This is a genomic window from Aquirufa sp. OSTEICH-129A, from assembly GCF_054558355.1.
Genome location: NZ_JBPXKC010000001.1, coordinates 696486 through 712631 on the forward strand (window position 1 = coordinate 696486; position 16146 = coordinate 712631).

At 37.2% G+C, this 16146-nt stretch carries 20 protein-coding genes; 13 read left to right on the forward strand and 7 right to left on the reverse strand.

Annotation, left to right across the window (positions count from 1 at the left end; translation table 11 throughout):
• Positions 1 to 88: 88 nt before the first annotated feature.
• A complete protein-coding gene (gene pyrF / locus SKC36_RS03095; protein WP_459464521.1) occupies positions 89 to 913 on the reverse strand; it encodes an orotidine-5'-phosphate decarboxylase in 825 nt (274 codons plus the stop codon).
• 113 nt (positions 914 to 1026) lie between these two features.
• On the opposite strand from pyrF, the gene rfbC reads away from it, so the two are divergent.
• The 3 genes from rfbC to SKC36_RS03110 are packed head-to-tail and all read left to right on the forward strand — an operon-like array spanning position 1027 to position 3067.
• Positions 1027 to 1566, forward strand: coding sequence for a dTDP-4-dehydrorhamnose 3,5-epimerase (gene rfbC, locus SKC36_RS03100; protein ID WP_459464523.1), 540 nt, complete (start codon positions 1027 to 1029; stop codon positions 1564 to 1566).
• A gap of 33 nt (positions 1567 to 1599) precedes the next feature.
• Complete coding sequence (pyrR, locus tag SKC36_RS03105) at positions 1600 to 2139, forward strand: bifunctional pyr operon transcriptional regulator/uracil phosphoribosyltransferase PyrR (RefSeq protein ID WP_459464525.1); 540 nt, start codon at positions 1600 to 1602, stop codon at positions 2137 to 2139.
• Positions 2140 to 2149: 10 nt separating this feature from the next.
• Entirely contained in the window at positions 2150 to 3067 is a 918-nt protein-coding gene (locus tag SKC36_RS03110) for an aspartate carbamoyltransferase catalytic subunit (protein WP_459464527.1), read from the forward strand.
• Here the strand turns inward: SKC36_RS03110 and SKC36_RS03115 are convergent.
• The gene (locus SKC36_RS03115; RefSeq protein WP_459464530.1) at positions 3047 to 4069 is read right to left on the reverse strand and encodes a glycosyltransferase family 9 protein; all 1023 of its coding nucleotides are present in this window, start codon (positions 4067 to 4069) and stop codon (positions 3047 to 3049) included. The two genes, SKC36_RS03110 and SKC36_RS03115, sit on opposite strands and share 21 nt — an antisense overlap.
• A 66-nt stretch (positions 4070 to 4135) precedes the next feature.
• On the opposite strand from SKC36_RS03115, the gene SKC36_RS03120 reads away from it, so the two are divergent.
• From SKC36_RS03120 to mtgA, 3 genes are read left to right on the forward strand one after another with little or no spacing between them, the layout of a single operon-like run.
• Entirely contained in the window at positions 4136 to 5365 is a 1230-nt protein-coding gene (locus SKC36_RS03120) for a M16 family metallopeptidase (protein ID WP_459453068.1), read from the forward strand.
• Positions 5366 to 5373: 8 nt separating this feature from the next.
• The gene (gene hemW / locus SKC36_RS03125; RefSeq protein ID WP_459464532.1) at positions 5374 to 6498 is read left to right on the forward strand and encodes a radical SAM family heme chaperone HemW; all 1125 of its coding nucleotides are present in this window, start codon (positions 5374 to 5376) and stop codon (positions 6496 to 6498) included.
• A 57-nt stretch (positions 6499 to 6555) separates the two neighbouring features.
• Entirely contained in the window at positions 6556 to 7350 is a 795-nt protein-coding gene (gene mtgA / locus SKC36_RS03130) for a monofunctional biosynthetic peptidoglycan transglycosylase (RefSeq protein WP_459464534.1), read from the forward strand.
• A 21-nt stretch (positions 7351 to 7371) separates the two neighbouring features.
• Here the strand turns inward: mtgA and SKC36_RS03135 are convergent, their stop codons facing one another.
• Entirely contained in the window at positions 7372 to 7698 is a 327-nt protein-coding gene (locus tag SKC36_RS03135; protein WP_459464536.1) for an MGMT family protein, read from the reverse strand.
• Positions 7699 to 7758: 60 nt separating this feature from the next.
• On the reverse strand, positions 7759 to 8331 hold the full coding sequence (locus tag SKC36_RS03140) for a DUF3109 family protein (protein ID WP_459464538.1): 573 nt from the start codon (positions 8329 to 8331) through the stop codon (positions 7759 to 7761).
• A gap of 159 nt (positions 8332 to 8490) precedes the next feature.
• Between SKC36_RS03140 and SKC36_RS03145 the strand changes: the two genes are divergently transcribed.
• On the forward strand, positions 8491 to 10068 hold the full coding sequence (locus SKC36_RS03145; RefSeq protein ID WP_459464540.1) for a LysM peptidoglycan-binding domain-containing protein: 1578 nt from the start codon (positions 8491 to 8493) through the stop codon (positions 10066 to 10068).
• On the opposite strand, the gene SKC36_RS03150 is transcribed toward SKC36_RS03145, so the two are convergent.
• Both SKC36_RS03150 and SKC36_RS03155 read right to left on the reverse strand, forming a co-directional pair.
• Positions 10065 to 10706, reverse strand: coding sequence for an O-methyltransferase (locus SKC36_RS03150; RefSeq protein ID WP_459464542.1), 642 nt, complete (start codon positions 10704 to 10706; stop codon positions 10065 to 10067). The two genes, SKC36_RS03145 and SKC36_RS03150, sit on opposite strands and share 4 nt — an antisense overlap.
• A gap of 4 nt (positions 10707 to 10710) precedes the next feature.
• Positions 10711 to 11481 carry a class I SAM-dependent methyltransferase gene (locus tag SKC36_RS03155; protein WP_459453075.1) on the reverse strand — a complete coding sequence of 257 codons (771 nt, stop codon included), beginning with the start codon at positions 11479 to 11481 and terminating at the stop codon, positions 10711 to 10713.
• A 111-nt stretch (positions 11482 to 11592) separates the two neighbouring features.
• On the opposite strand from SKC36_RS03155, the gene SKC36_RS03160 reads away from it, so the two are divergent.
• From SKC36_RS03160 to rlmB, 4 genes are all read left to right on the forward strand, one after another.
• On the forward strand, positions 11593 to 12153 hold the full coding sequence (locus tag SKC36_RS03160; protein WP_459464547.1) for a hypothetical protein: 561 nt from the start codon (positions 11593 to 11595) through the stop codon (positions 12151 to 12153).
• Positions 12146 to 12445, forward strand: coding sequence for a winged helix-turn-helix domain-containing protein (locus SKC36_RS03165; RefSeq protein ID WP_459453077.1), 300 nt, complete (start codon positions 12146 to 12148; stop codon positions 12443 to 12445). Before SKC36_RS03160 ends, SKC36_RS03165 begins: the two co-directional genes overlap by 8 nt.
• A gap of 98 nt (positions 12446 to 12543) precedes the next feature.
• A complete protein-coding gene (locus SKC36_RS03170) occupies positions 12544 to 13137 on the forward strand; it encodes an alpha-ketoglutarate-dependent dioxygenase AlkB family protein (RefSeq protein ID WP_459464740.1) in 594 nt (197 codons plus the stop codon).
• Between the two features lie 70 nt (positions 13138 to 13207).
• On the forward strand, positions 13208 to 13999 hold the full coding sequence (gene rlmB / locus SKC36_RS03175) for a 23S rRNA (guanosine(2251)-2'-O)-methyltransferase RlmB (RefSeq protein ID WP_459453079.1): 792 nt from the start codon (positions 13208 to 13210) through the stop codon (positions 13997 to 13999).
• Between the two features lies 1 nt (position 14000).
• Here the strand turns inward: rlmB and SKC36_RS03180 are convergent, their stop codons facing one another.
• On the reverse strand, positions 14001 to 14750 hold the full coding sequence (locus SKC36_RS03180; protein WP_459464549.1) for an SDR family NAD(P)-dependent oxidoreductase: 750 nt from the start codon (positions 14748 to 14750) through the stop codon (positions 14001 to 14003).
• 76 nt (positions 14751 to 14826) lie between these two features.
• Here SKC36_RS03180 and pth point away from each other — a divergent pair, with 76 nt between their 5' ends.
• Both pth and SKC36_RS03190 read left to right on the forward strand, forming a co-directional pair.
• Positions 14827 to 15387 carry an aminoacyl-tRNA hydrolase gene (pth, locus tag SKC36_RS03185; protein WP_459453081.1) on the forward strand — a complete coding sequence of 187 codons (561 nt, stop codon included), beginning with the start codon at positions 14827 to 14829 and terminating at the stop codon, positions 15385 to 15387.
• Between the two features lie 249 nt (positions 15388 to 15636).
• Positions 15637 to 16113 carry a hypothetical protein gene (locus tag SKC36_RS03190; protein ID WP_459453082.1) on the forward strand — a complete coding sequence of 159 codons (477 nt, stop codon included), beginning with the start codon at positions 15637 to 15639 and terminating at the stop codon, positions 16111 to 16113.
• Positions 16114 to 16146: the final 33 nt, after the last annotated feature.

Sequence of the window (16146 nt, forward strand, 5' to 3'; positions counted from 1 at the left end):
CCCAAAAAGAATCCAAAATTTATAAGTAATAAAAATACTTTATCACTAAACTCTAATCACTAATAACTAATCACTAATCACTAATATTTTACCTCCGATATTCATCCAAATACCGATCCATTTCTTCTTGAATTTTCTTGGCCTCACGCGCTGCAGATACCGCTGTATCTTCACCTGCGTAAATAATGCCACGAGATGAGTTCACTAATAAGCCCACTTGAGAATTCATGGCATACTTTGCCACATCCTCTAAACTTCCACCTTGTGCTCCCACACCTGGTACCAAAAAGAAATTATCGGGAGCAAATTCGCGGGCCTTTTGTAAAAAATCTGAACGAGTAGCACCAATCACAAACATCAAGTGCTCAGGGGAACCCCATGTCATGGCGGTACGCATGACTCTTTCAAACAAAGGCATATAATCTTCCGATTTAGTCATTTGAAAATCATGACTTCCCACATTGGAAGTTAGCGCCAAAAGAATCACCCATTTATCTCGGTAAGTCAAAAAAGGCTCCACCGAATCTCTACCCATGTAAGGAGCCACCGTGATGGAGTCAAAATCCAAACCACTGCTTGCCGGATCAAAAAAAGTTTGAGCGTATTTCAAAGCAGTATTTCCTATATCACCTCTTTTCGCATCCGCTATGGTAAAAATATCCTTGGGAATATATTCCATCGTTTTTTGCAAACTCTCCCAACCTCGTGGTCCCATCGCCTCATAAAAAGCGATATTGGGCTTATAGGCTACGGCATAGGCATGCGTCGCATCTATGACGGCTTGATTAAATGCAAAAATCGGATCTTTCTCCTGCCTAAATTTACTTGGAATCAGACTAAGGTCAGAATCCAAGCCAACACATAAAAATGACCGTTTTTGTTCTATTTGTTTGACTAATGCAGATGAATTCATAGAGATTGGGAAAGGACATTGTTTAAATGCCGAAATATGAATAATTTTGGCGCAAATTAAGTTCTTTCCAAGCAATATCAAAAAAAGAGGAAAGCAATCACGATCTCGAATTTATGCAATTTATTAAACACCAGCTCCCAGGAGTAATTGAATGTATTCCAACTAAGTTTTTTGATGCTAGAGGCCACTTTTACGAGTCTTACAACCAAAAATTATTTGCTGCCAATGGCATTTCGGAAAATTTCGTTCAAGATAATTACTCCTTTTCTACTCCGGGAGTACTGAGAGGTTTACATTTTCAAAAGAATCCGCATGGACAAGGGAAATTGGTTCGCTGTATGACCGGTAAGGTCATGGATGTCATTGTCGATTTGAGGCATGATTCTCCTACCTTTGGTCAACACGAGAAGTTTATTTTAGAGGCAGACAAGGGGAATATGCTTTATGTACCTGTTGGGTTTGCTCATGGATTTGTAGCACTAGAAGAAACCATTTTTGTTTATAAATGCACTGATTTTTGGAATAAAGAAGCGGAATCTGGGATACGTTGGAATGACCCTACCCTCAGCATTGACTGGGGTGTTGATCAACCCATTGTTTCAGATAAAGATCAAATTTTACCAGATTTTAATGCTGCTGAGCGAATCTTCTAAAATAGATTAGCTAAAAATATTACCTTTGTACCAATGACTCACAAGCTGATTTTATCAAGCCCCTTATTGGAAATAACCATATCTAGGTTATGCCAAGAGCTCATTGAAAATCAAATAGAAGGTATAGAAACCGTCATTTTAGGTCTGCAGCCTAGAGGAATTTATTTTGCAGAAAGAATTGCAAAAGAACTAAGTAAACACCTTACCGAAGCTCCTCAAATTGGTCAGCTGGATGCCACTTTCTATCGAGATGACTTTCGAAGAAGAGATCCAGTTTCTCCCAATAGTACCCATATTCCCTTTATCATTGAAAATAAGCGGGTTATTTTAGTGGATGACGTGCTAGCTACCGGACGTATGGTTCGGGCAGCCTTGGATGCCATGACAGCATTTGGCAGACCAGCTAAAGTAGAATTATGTGTATTAATAGATCGGATTTATAACCGAGATTTGCCTATTAATGCTGACTATATTGGTAAAAGTGTCAATACACTTTCCACCGAAAAGGTACTCGTAGAATGGACTGAACAAGGCCATGATGCAGACAAAATTTGGTTAATCACTCATCCATGATGAAATAAATATGTTGAAATCGCCACATTTATTAGGAATAAAAGACCTGGATGCTGAATCCATTGACCTGATAGTAAAAACGGCCAAAGAATTTAAAGAGGTTCTCAACAGACCTATTAAAAAGGTGCCTTCTTTACGTGATGTGACCATTGCCAATGTATTTTTCGAGAATTCAACGCGTACTCGTTTATCCTTTGAATTAGCAGAGAAAAGACTTTCTGCCGACACCATTAACTTTTCTGCCTCAGGAAGTTCGGTCAAAAAAGGGGAAACCTTGCTAGATACAGTGAACAACATTCTAGCTATGAAGGTAGATATGATCGTTATGCGCCATTCCAGCCCTGGTGCTCCCCACTATTTATCTAAGCACATTAAAGCAAATATCATCAATGCAGGGGATGGAACCCACGAACACCCTACGCAAGCCTTATTAGACACTTTTTCTCTCCGAGAAAAACTGGGTGATTTAGCAGGCAAAAAAATAGCCATCGTTGGAGATATTTTACATTCCCGTGTTGCGCTTTCCAATATATATGCCTTGAAAAAACAAGGTGCTCAGGTTCGACTTTGTGGCCCTAGTACCTTAATTCCTAAGCATATTCAAAGCCTTGGTGTAGAAGTTTCTCATGATGTCAAAGACACTTTACAATGGTGCGATGCTGCCAATGTCTTGAGAATTCAACTAGAGCGCCAACAAATCAAATATTTCCCTTCTCTGCGAGAATACGCCCAATTCTTTGGAATTACTCGAAAAATGCTGGATGAACTACCCAAGGAAATTGTCTTGATGCACCCTGGTCCTATCAATCGAGGCGTAGAATTAAGTTCAGATGCAGCTGATTCTCCCCATTCCATCATATTAGATCAAGTAGAAAACGGTGTAGCAGTACGGATGGCTGTTTTATACTTACTTGCTTCCCGCGCTTAAAAAATCCTGATAAGCCTGAAAAATGGATTCAGCTTGAATGCTTTCCCCGCAGGCATAATGGCCTAATGGACAATGCTTTTTACCATGATCTCCACATGGACGGCAATCTAAAACTTGTGGCGTTTCTATAATACGATTCCAGTCTGCCAAAGGCCCAAAACCAAAAGACGGAACTGTAGAACAATACACCGCCACGGTTGGTACATTTTCAGCTGAACAAATATGCATAGGGCCTGAATCATTCACAAAGCTCATTTTACTTTGTTGAAAAATATAGGCAGAAGCCAACAAAGGATGGAGGCCCGTTTCATTTAAAACCAGTCGATTCGTGGCTTTAAACGCTTCTGCAATTTGATTGGACAAGTCTATTTCATTGGGAGAACCCATTAATACAACTACCTGATTTTCAGGCAAAAGCTGAATAAACTCAATCCAAATGCGAATAGGTAAACGTTTCGTTTCCCAAACGCTGCCCGGAGAAATACAGATATATTCTTTTTCCTTCAATTCGGGACCTAAAGCAAATCCAGGTGCCTTTAAGCAGGGCTTGTATACCTTTTCTCCTAACCAAGATTTTACTAAAGCCGTATTTCTTTCCACTTCATGAACGCCCGAACCCCATTCATGTACAACTTTTTCAGTAAATAAAAAGGATAAGGGGTTTTTATCAAATCCAACCACACGCTTAGCCCCAATACTGAGACTAAGTAATCCCATGCCAAAAAATCGCTGAATGACATAAACGGCATCAAAATGCTCAGCCTTTAAATCATGCCTTAGCTCCAACCAAGAGGACCATTTTTTGGATTTATCATAGGTCCAAACCCGACTGAGATTGGTATAAGGATAGGCTTTGAATAAACTTTCATTCCCCTTTCTTACCAGCAAATGAATTTCCGTTTCCGGTGATTCTAAACGAATCTTTTCTAACAAGGCTGTCGCTAGTACCGCATCTCCTAAAAAAGCTGTTTGAATCAATAGAATTTTGGAATGCTCCAACATAGAAAAAAATGAATGAAATGGCCATAAAATTAGTTAAATTTGGGACATTTTTATCCAATTACCTACATGAATTCGATTCAAACCCGAACGCTTTCCAATGGCATTATCCTTGTTCATAGACAAGTAGTACATACAGAAATTTCGCATGTAGGCATCATGTTGGACATAGGCAGTCGGGATGAAAATGATTCCGAGCAAGGTATAGCCCACTTTTGGGAACACATGGCTTTCAAAGGCACTCAAAAGAAGAATAATATTCAGATTATCAATCGTTTGGAGATTATCGGAGGTGAATTAAATGCCTACACAACAAAAGAGAAAATTTGTTTTCATGCTTCTGTGCTAAGCCCATACTACGAAAGAGCATTGGAATTATTAGCTGACATTACCTTCCATTCTACCTTCCCTCAAAAGGAGTTAGAAAAAGAAAGAAGTGTGATTTTGGAGGAGATGTCCATGTATTATGACTCTCCAGAAGATGCCATTCAAGACGATTTCGATGAATTATTATTCCCAAATCATTCTCTAGGAATGAATATTTTGGGAACAAATCAAACCGTCCAAGGATTTCAACAAGCTGATTTAATTCAGTTCATTGAAAGAAATATGGACACTTCGCGGATTGTTTTTTCTTCCATAGGAAAATTACCTCATGAGAAAGTATTTCAATGGGCAGAAAAACACTTGGGAGGTATTCAGGCAAAAAAACAACAGTTAAAACGTATTCAGCCTAGCCTAATGGTTCCTGAAAGAAAGGTCGTCAAACGCGGCGTTACACAGTCGCACGTGGCTTTAGGTAGACAATCCTACGCCTTGGCTAACCCTAACAGAATGGCCTTTTTTACACTCATCAATTTATTAGGTGGGCCAGGAATGAATTCATTGTTAAATGTTTCAGTTCGTGAAAGACATGGATTGGTTTACTCCATTGAGGCTAGCTTTACCTCCTACATTGATTCTGGTTTTTGGGCCATTTATTTTGGAACGGAACCCAACCAAGTCAATAAATCCATCAAACTAATCATGCGGGAGTTTGATAAGTTGCAACAAAAAGCTTTATCTGGGCCAGCCTTGCAAAAGATCAAATCGCAGCTTAAAGGACAATTAGCCATGGCTGAGGAAGGAAATTTAAACTTCATGCTCATGATGGCAAAAAACCTGTTAGATCGTGAAAAAATCGAAAGTTTAGATGAATTATTCTTACAAATTGATGCCATCACTTCGGATAAACTTCAAACTTTAGCCCAAGAAATGTTTGTACCAGATCAATTGAGCTATTTAATCTTTGAACCCTAAGAAAACGCTTGCACCTTTACCTACATATTCCATTTTGTCGACAAGCTTGTCATTATTGTGACTTCCATTTTTCTACGGTCTTATCTCAAAGGGACTCGATGGTGGAGGCAATGCTTCAAGAGATCGATCTGCAAAAAGAGTATTTAAGCAAAAGGGAAATTGATACCATCTATTTAGGTGGGGGAACTCCTTCCCTCCTATCTGAAAATCAACTAAATCGACTTTTTGAAAAGATAAATGAAATTTATCAAGTCAATAAGCATGCAGAAATAACACTAGAAGCCAATCCTGAAGATTTAAGCAAGGATTATATCGAGGTGCTTCAACGAATAGGCATCAATCGACTGAGTGTGGGAATACAAACATTTAAGGATGAAAGTCTACGCCATTTACATCGCAACCATAGCAGCCTAGATTCCAAAAATGCCATTAAAAGAGCCCAAGATTTAGGTTTGAATAATATCAGCATCGATATTATTTATGGAATTAGCGGCCATAGTCTGCAAGAAACAGCCCATGATATTCAGCAAGCCATCTCCTTAGATGTTGATCATATTTCAGCTTATAGTTTAACGATAGAGCCTAGAACCGTCTTTGGTAAACAAAAACAAAAAGGTCTTTTACTGGAAACTCCCGATAACCTCATGGCAGCGCATTTTGAATTAAGCCATCAAATACTGAAGTTAGCCGGATATGAAGCATACGAAGTGTCTAATTTTGCCAAAAACAAACACTATTCAAAACACAATTCAAGTTATTGGAATCAGGAGGAATATTTGGGGATAGGTCCATCCGCCCATAGCTATAATGGCCATAGTCGTCAATGGAACATAGCCAATAACAAAACCTATATCAGCCGTATAGAACAAGGAGAAAAGTACTTTGAATTAGAGCAATTAAGCCCGGAAAACAAGATAAACGAATACCTAATGACTCGCTTAAGAACCATGTGGGGCATTGATTTACACCATGTAAAAAAGGCATTTCAAGACCTTCATCAACATTTTCCTCAAAAAGAAATCGATGAATGGAAAGAAAAGAACTGGGCTCAGGAAGAAAATGGTTTTTTAATACTGACTGATTCCGGAAAATTAATTGCAGATAAATTGAGTAGCGATATTTTTCTAATTTAATCCTGCTTTTCAATTAAGATTGTATTTTTGCAAACTATTATAATTTCAGACATCTCAATGGCAAAAAGAATTGACTTTACGAAAGAAACGCGCCTAGCTACCAAATCGTCTAAATTCGGAAAAGTAAATTCTAGCCCAAAGGTTTCGTCGACCAATATTTTCAAAAAATATTTCATTAAGCTCTCCTGGTTTGTTTTTTATGCCTGGATTGCCTCTTTGGTGATGATTATTTTATTGAAATTCCTTCCCATATACTTCACGCCTACCATGGCAAGTCGAAAAATAGACGCCATTTTTGAAGGAAATCCAAGCAAAATATATTCAAATTGGACTTCATATTCAGAAATTGATAAAAACTGTGCCCTGGCTGTTATTGCTTCTGAAGATCAACTTTTCCCTGAGCATAAAGGATTTGATTTTGATGCCATGTGGGGTGCAATGCGTCATAATATGAAGGGAAAACGCATCAAAGGAGCAAGTACAATTTCCCAACAAGTAGCTAAAAACGTTTTTTTATGGCAAGGTCGAAGTTACCTCAGAAAAGGTCTAGAGGCATATTTTACCTTTATGATTGAGATAATTTGGGGCAAAAAAAGAATACTAGAAGTGTACCTCAATGTGGCAGAAACGGGAAAAATGACATTTGGAGTAGAAGCTGCTTGCCGTAAATATTACGGACATTCTTCTTCTGAAGTAAGTCGTGCCGAGGCCGCAAGAATAGCAGCAGTATTACCGAATCCGATCCGTTTTTCTATCCAAAATCCTTCCAATTATGTACAAAGAAGGACCAACACAATACAGCGACAAATGCGCATGTTAGGGGGCAAGAAATTCTTAAGTCAAATTGATTAATTTTTAATCTAGAAATTTGCCTTATAATTCGACCCCTGGATCCCAAAAATGCTGGGAAAATTCAACTATTTTATCATCAATGACCTGAATTCCTTCAGCTTCAAGAAGCTCCTGCATTCGATTCCCTCCAAAGAAATTTTTACCCGTCAATAATCCATTACGATTCACCACTCGATGGGCTGGAACATCCTCCAATGTATGAGAGGCATTCATCGCCCAACCCACCATGCGTGCTCCCCCTTTCATACCTAAATAGGCAGCAATAGCTCCATAGGAAGTTACTTTACCTCTTGGGATCAGCTGTACAACTTGATAAATAGCCTCAAAAGAATTCAGATTGGCAGCCATGGAAAACACTGGTTGATGCGCTAGCATGTAGCGCGCTAAAACAACGAATAGAAAACCTACCTACAGTTCTTTTCTTTCTTCAATTTCTTTTTCTAGCTCATTGTACCATTTCTCGCCAAACTTCCGAATCAAAGGTTCTTTTAGAAATTTATAGATAGGTACTCCTAACTGCTTCCCGTGGGAGCAAGCATCGGAACAAATCGACCAGCGGTCATAATTTAAAGCTTGATATTCCGCTAATTTAGCAATGCGAATCGGGTATAAATGACAAGAAATAGGCTTTCTGAAATCAATTTTGCCGTCAAAATACGCTTGCTCAATACCACACTTTAGGTATTTTTTATCATCATAAATGGCATAAACACATTCTCTTCCTTCAATTACCGGAGTAGAAAAATCACCATCCTCATCTTTTACCCAGGTTCCTACTTGTTGAATTACCGCCTTACCCTCTTCAGATAAATAAGGAGCAATTTGCTCTTGTATATTTTCAATAATGGCTAACTCTTCTTCCTCCAAAGGTGCACCCAAATCTCCTTCAACACAACAAGCCCCTTTACATTTACTCAAATCACATACAAAAAACTCATCCGCTACATCCTCACTAATTACAGTTTCATCAATCAATATCATTATTTCCTATTTTTTACAAAGGTAAAGATATTCCCAAGCTCTTGAAACAATTGGACAATTAGCAATAATCCTATTTTAAAACCGTTAAATGAGAATATTTGGTAATTTTACAATAAAATAGACTTCAAAAGCCTTCATAGCTTTATTAACATATCTTTTATGAATCAAAAAAAGCTAGTATTTCTTTTTTTGTTGTTTGTAAGCAGCTACCATTTTACCCTTCAAGCAAGCCTTCGTCCAGATACCTTAAGTCTTGGTAATTTGCGCGTAGCTATTCATCCTTCCGCTAAACCTATTTTAGAAAAAGAATGGGCTATGTTGGGGGCCAACAAGAAATATGTAGGTATGATGAAAGAAAAAATGAGGCTATTTTTTCCCATCATTGAACCTATCTTAAAAGATGGTAATATCCCAGACGAATTTAAATACTTATGTGTACAAGAGAGTGCATTGAATCCCAATGCAGTTTCAAGCTCCAATGCCGTGGGCTATTGGCAATTTAAATTAGAAACAGCCAAAGACGTAGGTTTAAAAGTAAATAAAGAAGTGGATGAAAGACGCCACATCATGGAAGCCACCAGAGGAGCTGTCAATTATTTAACTAGAAATAATACCGTTTTAGACAATTGGCTAAGCACCTTACTTTCTTACCGTTTGGGCTTGGGAACTTTAAAAAAAATGCCCCTGGCGACAGACTGGTTAGGAAAATCATTGATTGAAGTCGATTCAAGTACAGATTGGTATGTATTGCGATTTCTAGCCTACAAACATTTTTGGGAAACCGAATTACAATTAAACTCACAAGACAGCACAGCCACCTCTACTCCCAGCATGGTTACCTACAAACAAGTAAAAGGTAAAAACCTGATGGAGTTATCAGATGAATGGAAAGTCAGTTATGATGATTTAAAAAAATATAATTCTTGGGTATTAAAGGATTGGGTTCCTGATGATAAAGAATATACTTTATATCACCCCTCCAATGTATCCATATTTGAATCAAAGAGTAATGTTAGTCTTGCTGCACAAAGTTCAGCGCTCATCGCTTCCAGTGACACCAACAAACTTTACGTGGAAGCTGAGGTGCCTCAAGAGGCACTGTACCCTAAAAAGAAACATAAGCCTATTTTGAGTGATAAAGTAGAAACGAGATGGCATAGCGTAGAATCAGGTGAAAGTTTAAGCTCCATTGCTCGAAAATATGACATGAAATTGCCTGACTTATTAAAACTAAATGGCTTAGAAATGAGCGCAATGATAAGCCTAGGCCAAAAAATCAAAGTATCAAGGAAAATACCCATGCTGGAATTAATTGCCGAGCAATTGGATGAAAAAGCAAAAAAATCGCCGGCTCAGGTTAAAGAAGTCAAAGAAAAAATAGAAGAGACCGTAGCAGAGGAGCCTAAAGTAAATATAAAAAGCATAAGTAATTCAGTTTATATAGACCCAGCTGTCAGCAGAGAAATTACCATACGTTCAGATGCTCCAGATAAAGAAATAAAAGAGGCCATAAAGGTGCAAGAAGAAGCACCTAAAAAAAGAACAGAGAAGGTAAATGCTTCCGTTGAAACTCCAGCACTTTCTAAAAGCCCAAGTATCCACCAAGTGAAGGCAGGAGAAACCTTGTTTAGAATAGCTTCAAAATATGGAATAAGTGTACAAAAACTTATTGAATGGAATAAATTAGGCAAAAACCCTAACATTCAAGTTGGGCAAAAATTGAAAGTCCAGCCCTAGTCCTTCTTCTTTAAAATCAACAATCCATCGCGTAAAGGCAAAAGTAGATTCTCTACTCTAGGATCCTCTAAACACTTTTGATTAAAATCCCGCAAGGCTTGGGTTGATTTATCTTTTGCTGATTCATCCACTACTTTTCCACTCCAAAGCACATTATCGACGATAATTAGCCCCCCTTTTCGTACTTTATTTATTACTAGGTCAAAATAAAGTGCATAATTTCGCTTGTCGGCATCTATAAACACTAAATCAATTTCATCCACTATCTTAGGAATTTCATCTTTAGCATCAACAATTCGGTAATCAATTTGAGAGCCAAGCGGTGATTGTTCGAAAAAAGAGCGAGTAAATCGTTCCAGCTCTTCATTGATATCCAAGGTGATTAATTTTCCAGATGGCACCAATCCTTCAGCTAAGCATAGTGCTGAATAACCCGTATAAGTACCAATTTCAAGTATTAATTTAGGTTGTAGTAAGGAGGAAATGAGCGCCAAAAAACGACCTTGCAAATGACCAGATAACATGCGAGGCTGTAATACTTGAGCATGGGTTTCTCGATCCAAACGCTTCAATAAATCACTTTCAGGCTCAGTAAAAGACCTAGAATAGGCATCTATGGCGGGATCAATGAATTCCATGGTATTATTTTATGCCCGTGTAGAAGAAATCAAAAGAGGTATCAGGAGTTTGATTTAAGGAATAATCATCAACCTGAATGGAATCCACCAATTGATTATTCGCTTTAGAAACAATCAAACGACTCATACGATTAGCAATATCATATGGAACTTGTAACCAAGTTCTTGGTAATTTGTATTGAAGGTTCAATATATCAAATCGCGTAATTTTTTGTACCGATTTCTTATTCTCCTCATAATAATCCATCACTTTAGAATTTCCGTGTATACCTTCTGTTACAACCGTTGAAAAATGTTTTTCCATCAACTTTTGAAGGCCGATAGCATCATATTCCCTCACATGCCATGGATTACGGGTTAATGAAAATTTCTTATTCACCGTGGTTAAATATAATTTTCCTCCTGGTTTTAACACACGAGCAGCTTCTTGAAGAAAGAAATCATCATTTTCGATATGCTCAATTACTTGAAAAGTCACCACAAAATCATAATGATTTGAAGGTAAATCTTTCAATGGGGGTAAAAACATGTCAATAAACGTAAATGAAGGATATTTTTGACTTAACTCCTGCATTAACTCCGTATTCTTATCTACCCCAGTATAATTACTTACTTGAGGAGCAAGTACTCCAACGCCCCTACCAGTACCACACCCAATTTCCAAAACATCACCAGAAACTAATTGGCTTACATGCAAATAAGGAAATAAAAGACGTTGGTGAATCGGATTATCCGAAGCAATTTCAGAAGAGGCTATTTCAGTAGTTTTATACATAATCATGAATTTGATTACAAAGGTAGGAATATTCAAATAAATATTTTTTTCTAAATAATTTGGTTTGTATTACAAACTACATTAATATTGCAAACAACAAACCGCTAAAACATGTCAAAAAACATACTAGCCCCCCATGAAAGTCTGGCCATTATACAAAAGGTAGTGTCATCTACGCGCCACGATTACCACATTCAACGAAAATTCTATGTGCTTTGGGGTATCTTGATTGCCGTTGCGAGCTTCACTCAGTACGCCATCTTACAAGATATTTTGACTATTCCATGGTATTACCCTTGGGTTTTATTTCCGAGCATTGGCCTTGTTTTAAGTGTTATTTGGGGCTATGCTGGTAAAAAAAATACCCTAAGCTATTATAACCATTTTGTATTAACGATGTGGTTTACCCTATACATCGCCATTGGCATTTCCCTTTATATCTCCCTTTTTAATCAAACAAGTCCATTTCCTAATATCCTAGTTTGCGTGGGTATTGGAACTAGCATTTCTGGGTTTTTAATGAAAAACCGCTTATTCATCTTTTGTGGTTTAATTTTTGGACTAGGTGCTATTTATTGTTTGTATCTCCCTTTTCATCAACAATTACTTCTAAATGGTGCTTGCATGGTGATAGGGAATGTTGTGCCGAACCTATTTTCTCCTCATGTTTAAAGATTTAGACCCCATATTAAGCTCTCCCGTCCGCCTAGCGGTGATGTCAATATTACTAACAGTGAAACATGCTCATTTCAATGATTTATTAAAAGAAACTAAAACAACCCAAGGAAATTTAAGTCATCAATTAAAGAAACTACATGAAGCAGGATATATTCAAATTGAAAAAACATTTAAAAATAACTATCCATTAACCATTGTGAGTATAACAGAAATAGGTACGAATGCTTTTAAGGTCTATGTTGAAAACATCAAAAAGTACCTCCATTTAAATGAAAACAATACCTAACCATACAATATGCCAATCATCTGATCTATTCTCGGGCAAATGTTTAAATCCTGGCTCCCTATTGGGAGTCAGGATTTTTTTATTAGTTTAGTTGCTTGATGCCATTATTAAAAACTAGCCAAAATTTACTTCCTTATGATGGGGAACTTTATTCCTACGGAATCATCTTTCAAGAGGAACGAGCGAACTTAATTTTAGAAGAACTACTGCATACTATAGCTTGGGAGCATGATCAAGTGCATATTTTTGGAAAAACTCACATTACTTCCCGCAAGGTAGCCTGGTATGGAGATGAGGGGAAATCCTATGCTTATTCAGGCAGTCAAAAGCAAGCCCAAACCTGGACTCCCCTCCTTTCGGAAATTAAGAATCAAGTGGAAGCAATTTGCCTTTCAAGCTACAATGCCTGTTTATTAAATTTATACCATGATGGTAATGAAGGCATGGGTTGGCATTCTGATAATGAAAAATCCATTGTTCCTCATTCTAGTATTGCCTCCTTAAGTTTAGGAAGTCAAAGACGGTTTGACTTAAAACATCAGAAAAGTGGAGAAAAAATTAGTGTAGATTTAAAAAATGGCCAATTAATCAATATGCAAGGGGTCATTCAAGAGCATTGGAAACATGCTTTAGCAAAATCAAAAAAAGTAAAAGACCTAAGAATCAACCTAACCTTTCGGCGCATGATTTAGGCCTGAAGAAGGATTTTAAAGAAAAATGAAAAAAAATCCCGACCTTTGAGGAACATTATAGCTATTCAACGTGTCATTCGATCAAGATCCCAAGCCTTTTAAAAAGCCATTTAGGCATTTTACCACCCCAAAAACAGATAACAAAGAATTTGTATTTGGAATACAATCAGTATTAGAGACCCTGCGTGCGGGAAAAGAAATTGATCGTTTATTGGTTCAAAGGGAATTAGGAAATATCGAAATCCTTGAATTAGCCAAAGAGAGAGGCATACAGGTCCAAAAAGTACCCATTGAAAAATTGAATCGCATTACGCGCAAGAACCATCAAGGTGCTATTGCTTTCGTTTCTGCCATTCATTATGCTAAAATTGATAATATCATTGCAGATACTTTTGAAAAAGGTCAAACTCCTTTAATTCTAATTTTAGATCGAATTACTGACGTAAGAAATTTTGGAGCTATTGCACGTACCGCCGAATGTGCAGGTGTACATGCCATTGTGATTCCTTCTCGTGGAGCTGCTCAGATTAATGCAGATGCCATGAAAACCTCATCCGGCGCATTAAACTTTCTTCCTGTTTGTCGGGAAGAAAACCTTATCAGTACCATCGAATACTTGCAAAATGCAGGACTTAAAGTGGTAGCATGTACTGAGAAAACCAAAGATTCGGTTTATTCCAAAGACTTCAAAGAACCCACTGCCATAGTTCTTGGGTCAGAAGAAGATGGAATATCGGATGAGATTATACGTAAGTCAGATGAATTAGCCGCCATTCCTCAAACTGGGCAAGTTGGTTCCCTGAATGTATCAGTAGCCGCAGGCGTTATCATTTACGAAGCGCTACGCCAAAGGCTCGACTAATTTATAAATCCTTCTTAATTTGAGTAGCCGAGGCCTGTGCTGAAGGTAAAATCGTGACGTCCGCCAAATTCACATGAGCTGGGCATGAAACCATATAAGCAATTAAATCAGCTATATCCTCAGCTACCAAAGGAGTAAAACCTTGATAAACTGAATCAGCACGTGGAATATCTCCTTTAAATCGAACAGCTGAAAACTCCGTATTAACGGCTCCAGGAGCTATATTAGACACTTTAATGCGAAAAGGATTTAAATCAATGCGCATACCTTGCGACAAAGCTTCCACTGCCGCTTTTGAGGCGCAATAAACATTACCATTGGCATAGGTTTGTTTCCCAGCAATGGAGGAGATATTGATGATATGACCTTGTTCCCTTCGAATCATTTCAGGAATAACCATTTTAGAAACGTAAAGCAAGCCATTAACATTTCCATGCATCATGGCATCCCAGTCCTCTAAAGCTCCATCTTGTATAGGAGCAAGACCATGCGCATTGCCAGCATTATTTATCAAGACATCGATATTTTTCCATGCTGCAGGTAAATGAGTAAAGGCTTGTTCTACCTCCTCCCAATGACGTACATCAAAAGTCAAAATAATACTAGGTACTTGTATCAATTCCTGTAATTCTTCTAATCGATCTCTACGTCTACCACATAGAATTAAATGAAATCCCAAGGCAGCTAATGCTTTTGATGTTGCAAAACCTATTCCTGAGCTGGCTCCTGTTATACAAGCAATTTTATTCATATCAATTTTTTATACTAAGTTAAGTCCAAAGCTGTCTTCTAAAAAATTTGCATGTACTTTTGTCAAAAATTGATGTATGAATTATCTAATTGTAGGATTAGGCAATATAGGCCCTGAATATTTATTTACACGCCACAATATCGGATTTATGGCTTTGGATTTTTTAGCCAAACAGAAAGATTTAAAATTTAATCCAGATAGGTACGCTAGCCAATGTTCTTATAAACTTAAGGGGCATCAAATTCACCTCATTAAGCCAACGACTTATATGAATCTGAGTGGTAAGGCTGTAAACTATTGGATGCAGCATCTGAAAGTTCCCAAAGAAAATGTCCTTATACTAGTAGATGACTTGGCATTACCCTTTGAAACGCTGCGTTTAAAACCAAAAGGCTCTAGCGGAGGACATAATGGATTAAAAAGTATAGAAGCAACACTACAAAGTAGCGAATACCCCAGATTAAGAATGGGAATTGGCGACAATTTTCCTAAAGGTCGCCAAGCTGAATATGTACTAAGTAACTTTTCCGAAGAAGAATTAGGACTAATTCCAGAGGTCCTTGAGAGGTCTATCCCCTTCATCGAAACATTTTGCCTGGAAGGCATCCAACAAACAATGAATAAATACAATCAGTAATTGTATTTTTTAAAGAATTTTTGAATTATTCCTAAATTTTTAAATTAGAATTATCAAAAAGTATACATAAGTTATACCAAATATTATTTTGTTTTAAATCTAAAAATATCAAATAAATTCTGTTTTTGATTCGTTTTAACAAATATTTAGAATTTTTGTAATGCAAATTGTCTAAATTCAAGTTTTGCTATATCGAAAAAATACAATAATTTTGTATTGTTGATTTAGGAAATAAATATAACAAAACTTATGAAAAAGAATTTATTAGTGATTAGCTGTTTAGTTGGACTAAGCATAATCGGAGCGGAAACAAAAGCAAGCGGTACAAATCGTAACAACGAAACGTCGACAAGTAATTTGTCTATCAAAAAAGAAACTTTATCTGAAGTAATTCAGAATTTTATAAAGAAAGATAACAACGCAACTAAGCCATCTGCGGCTAGCTTAACTATCTCTATATTAGAAGATTACCAAAGCGGTAAGGCAGAATACTTAAATGCGAGCAAGCAAGATAAAATCACGTTTAACCAAACAATTCAAACGATTTCGCGCCAAGCGCAAAATTTCTCGGATGAAAAATCGTTAAACTGGATGAAAGAGATTAACAAATCGGCGAAAGCCATCAATACCATCTGGGCTATTTTAGGCCAAGAACCTGTGATTGATTCTAAATTAGATTTAGAATTCGAACAAAACCCAGAGTTGATTGTTGTATTTAAAAATTAGATTGTAAGTAGTTTTCATAGTTAAATAGGTTTA

Excerpts from the sequence above, each read along its gene's own strand:
- pyrF (WP_459464521.1), bottom strand. The coding sequence starts at position 913 with ATGAATTCATCTGCATTAGTCAAACAAATAGAACAAAAACGGTCATTT.
- rfbC (WP_459464523.1), top strand. The coding sequence starts at position 1,027 with ATGCAATTTATTAAACACCAGCTCCCAGGAGTAATTGAATGTATTCCA.
- pyrR (WP_459464525.1), top strand. The coding sequence starts at position 1,600 with ATGACTCACAAGCTGATTTTATCAAGCCCCTTATTGGAAATAACCATA.
- SKC36_RS03110 (WP_459464527.1), top strand. The coding sequence starts at position 2,150 with ATGTTGAAATCGCCACATTTATTAGGAATAAAAGACCTGGATGCTGAA.
- SKC36_RS03115 (WP_459464530.1), bottom strand. The coding sequence starts at position 4,069 with ATGTTGGAGCATTCCAAAATTCTATTGATTCAAACAGCTTTTTTAGGA.
- SKC36_RS03120 (WP_459453068.1), top strand. The coding sequence starts at position 4,136 with ATGAATTCGATTCAAACCCGAACGCTTTCCAATGGCATTATCCTTGTT.
- mtgA (WP_459464534.1), top strand. The coding sequence starts at position 6,556 with ATGGCAAAAAGAATTGACTTTACGAAAGAAACGCGCCTAGCTACCAAA.
- SKC36_RS03135 (WP_459464536.1), bottom strand. The coding sequence starts at position 7,698 with ATGGCTGCCAATCTGAATTCTTTTGAGGCTATTTATCAAGTTGTACAG.
- SKC36_RS03140 (WP_459464538.1), bottom strand. The coding sequence starts at position 8,331 with ATGATATTGATTGATGAAACTGTAATTAGTGAGGATGTAGCGGATGAG.
- SKC36_RS03145 (WP_459464540.1), top strand. The coding sequence starts at position 8,491 with ATGAATCAAAAAAAGCTAGTATTTCTTTTTTTGTTGTTTGTAAGCAGC.
- SKC36_RS03150 (WP_459464542.1), bottom strand. The coding sequence starts at position 10,706 with ATGGAATTCATTGATCCCGCCATAGATGCCTATTCTAGGTCTTTTACT.
- SKC36_RS03155 (WP_459453075.1), bottom strand. The coding sequence starts at position 11,481 with ATGTATAAAACTACTGAAATAGCCTCTTCTGAAATTGCTTCGGATAAT.
- SKC36_RS03160 (WP_459464547.1), top strand. The coding sequence starts at position 11,593 with ATGTCAAAAAACATACTAGCCCCCCATGAAAGTCTGGCCATTATACAA.
- SKC36_RS03165 (WP_459453077.1), top strand. The coding sequence starts at position 12,146 with ATGTTTAAAGATTTAGACCCCATATTAAGCTCTCCCGTCCGCCTAGCG.
- SKC36_RS03170 (WP_459464740.1), top strand. The coding sequence starts at position 12,544 with ATGCCATTATTAAAAACTAGCCAAAATTTACTTCCTTATGATGGGGAA.
- SKC36_RS03180 (WP_459464549.1), bottom strand. The coding sequence starts at position 14,750 with ATGAATAAAATTGCTTGTATAACAGGAGCCAGCTCAGGAATAGGTTTT.
- pth (WP_459453081.1), top strand. The coding sequence starts at position 14,827 with ATGAATTATCTAATTGTAGGATTAGGCAATATAGGCCCTGAATATTTA.
- SKC36_RS03190 (WP_459453082.1), top strand. The coding sequence starts at position 15,637 with ATGAAAAAGAATTTATTAGTGATTAGCTGTTTAGTTGGACTAAGCATA.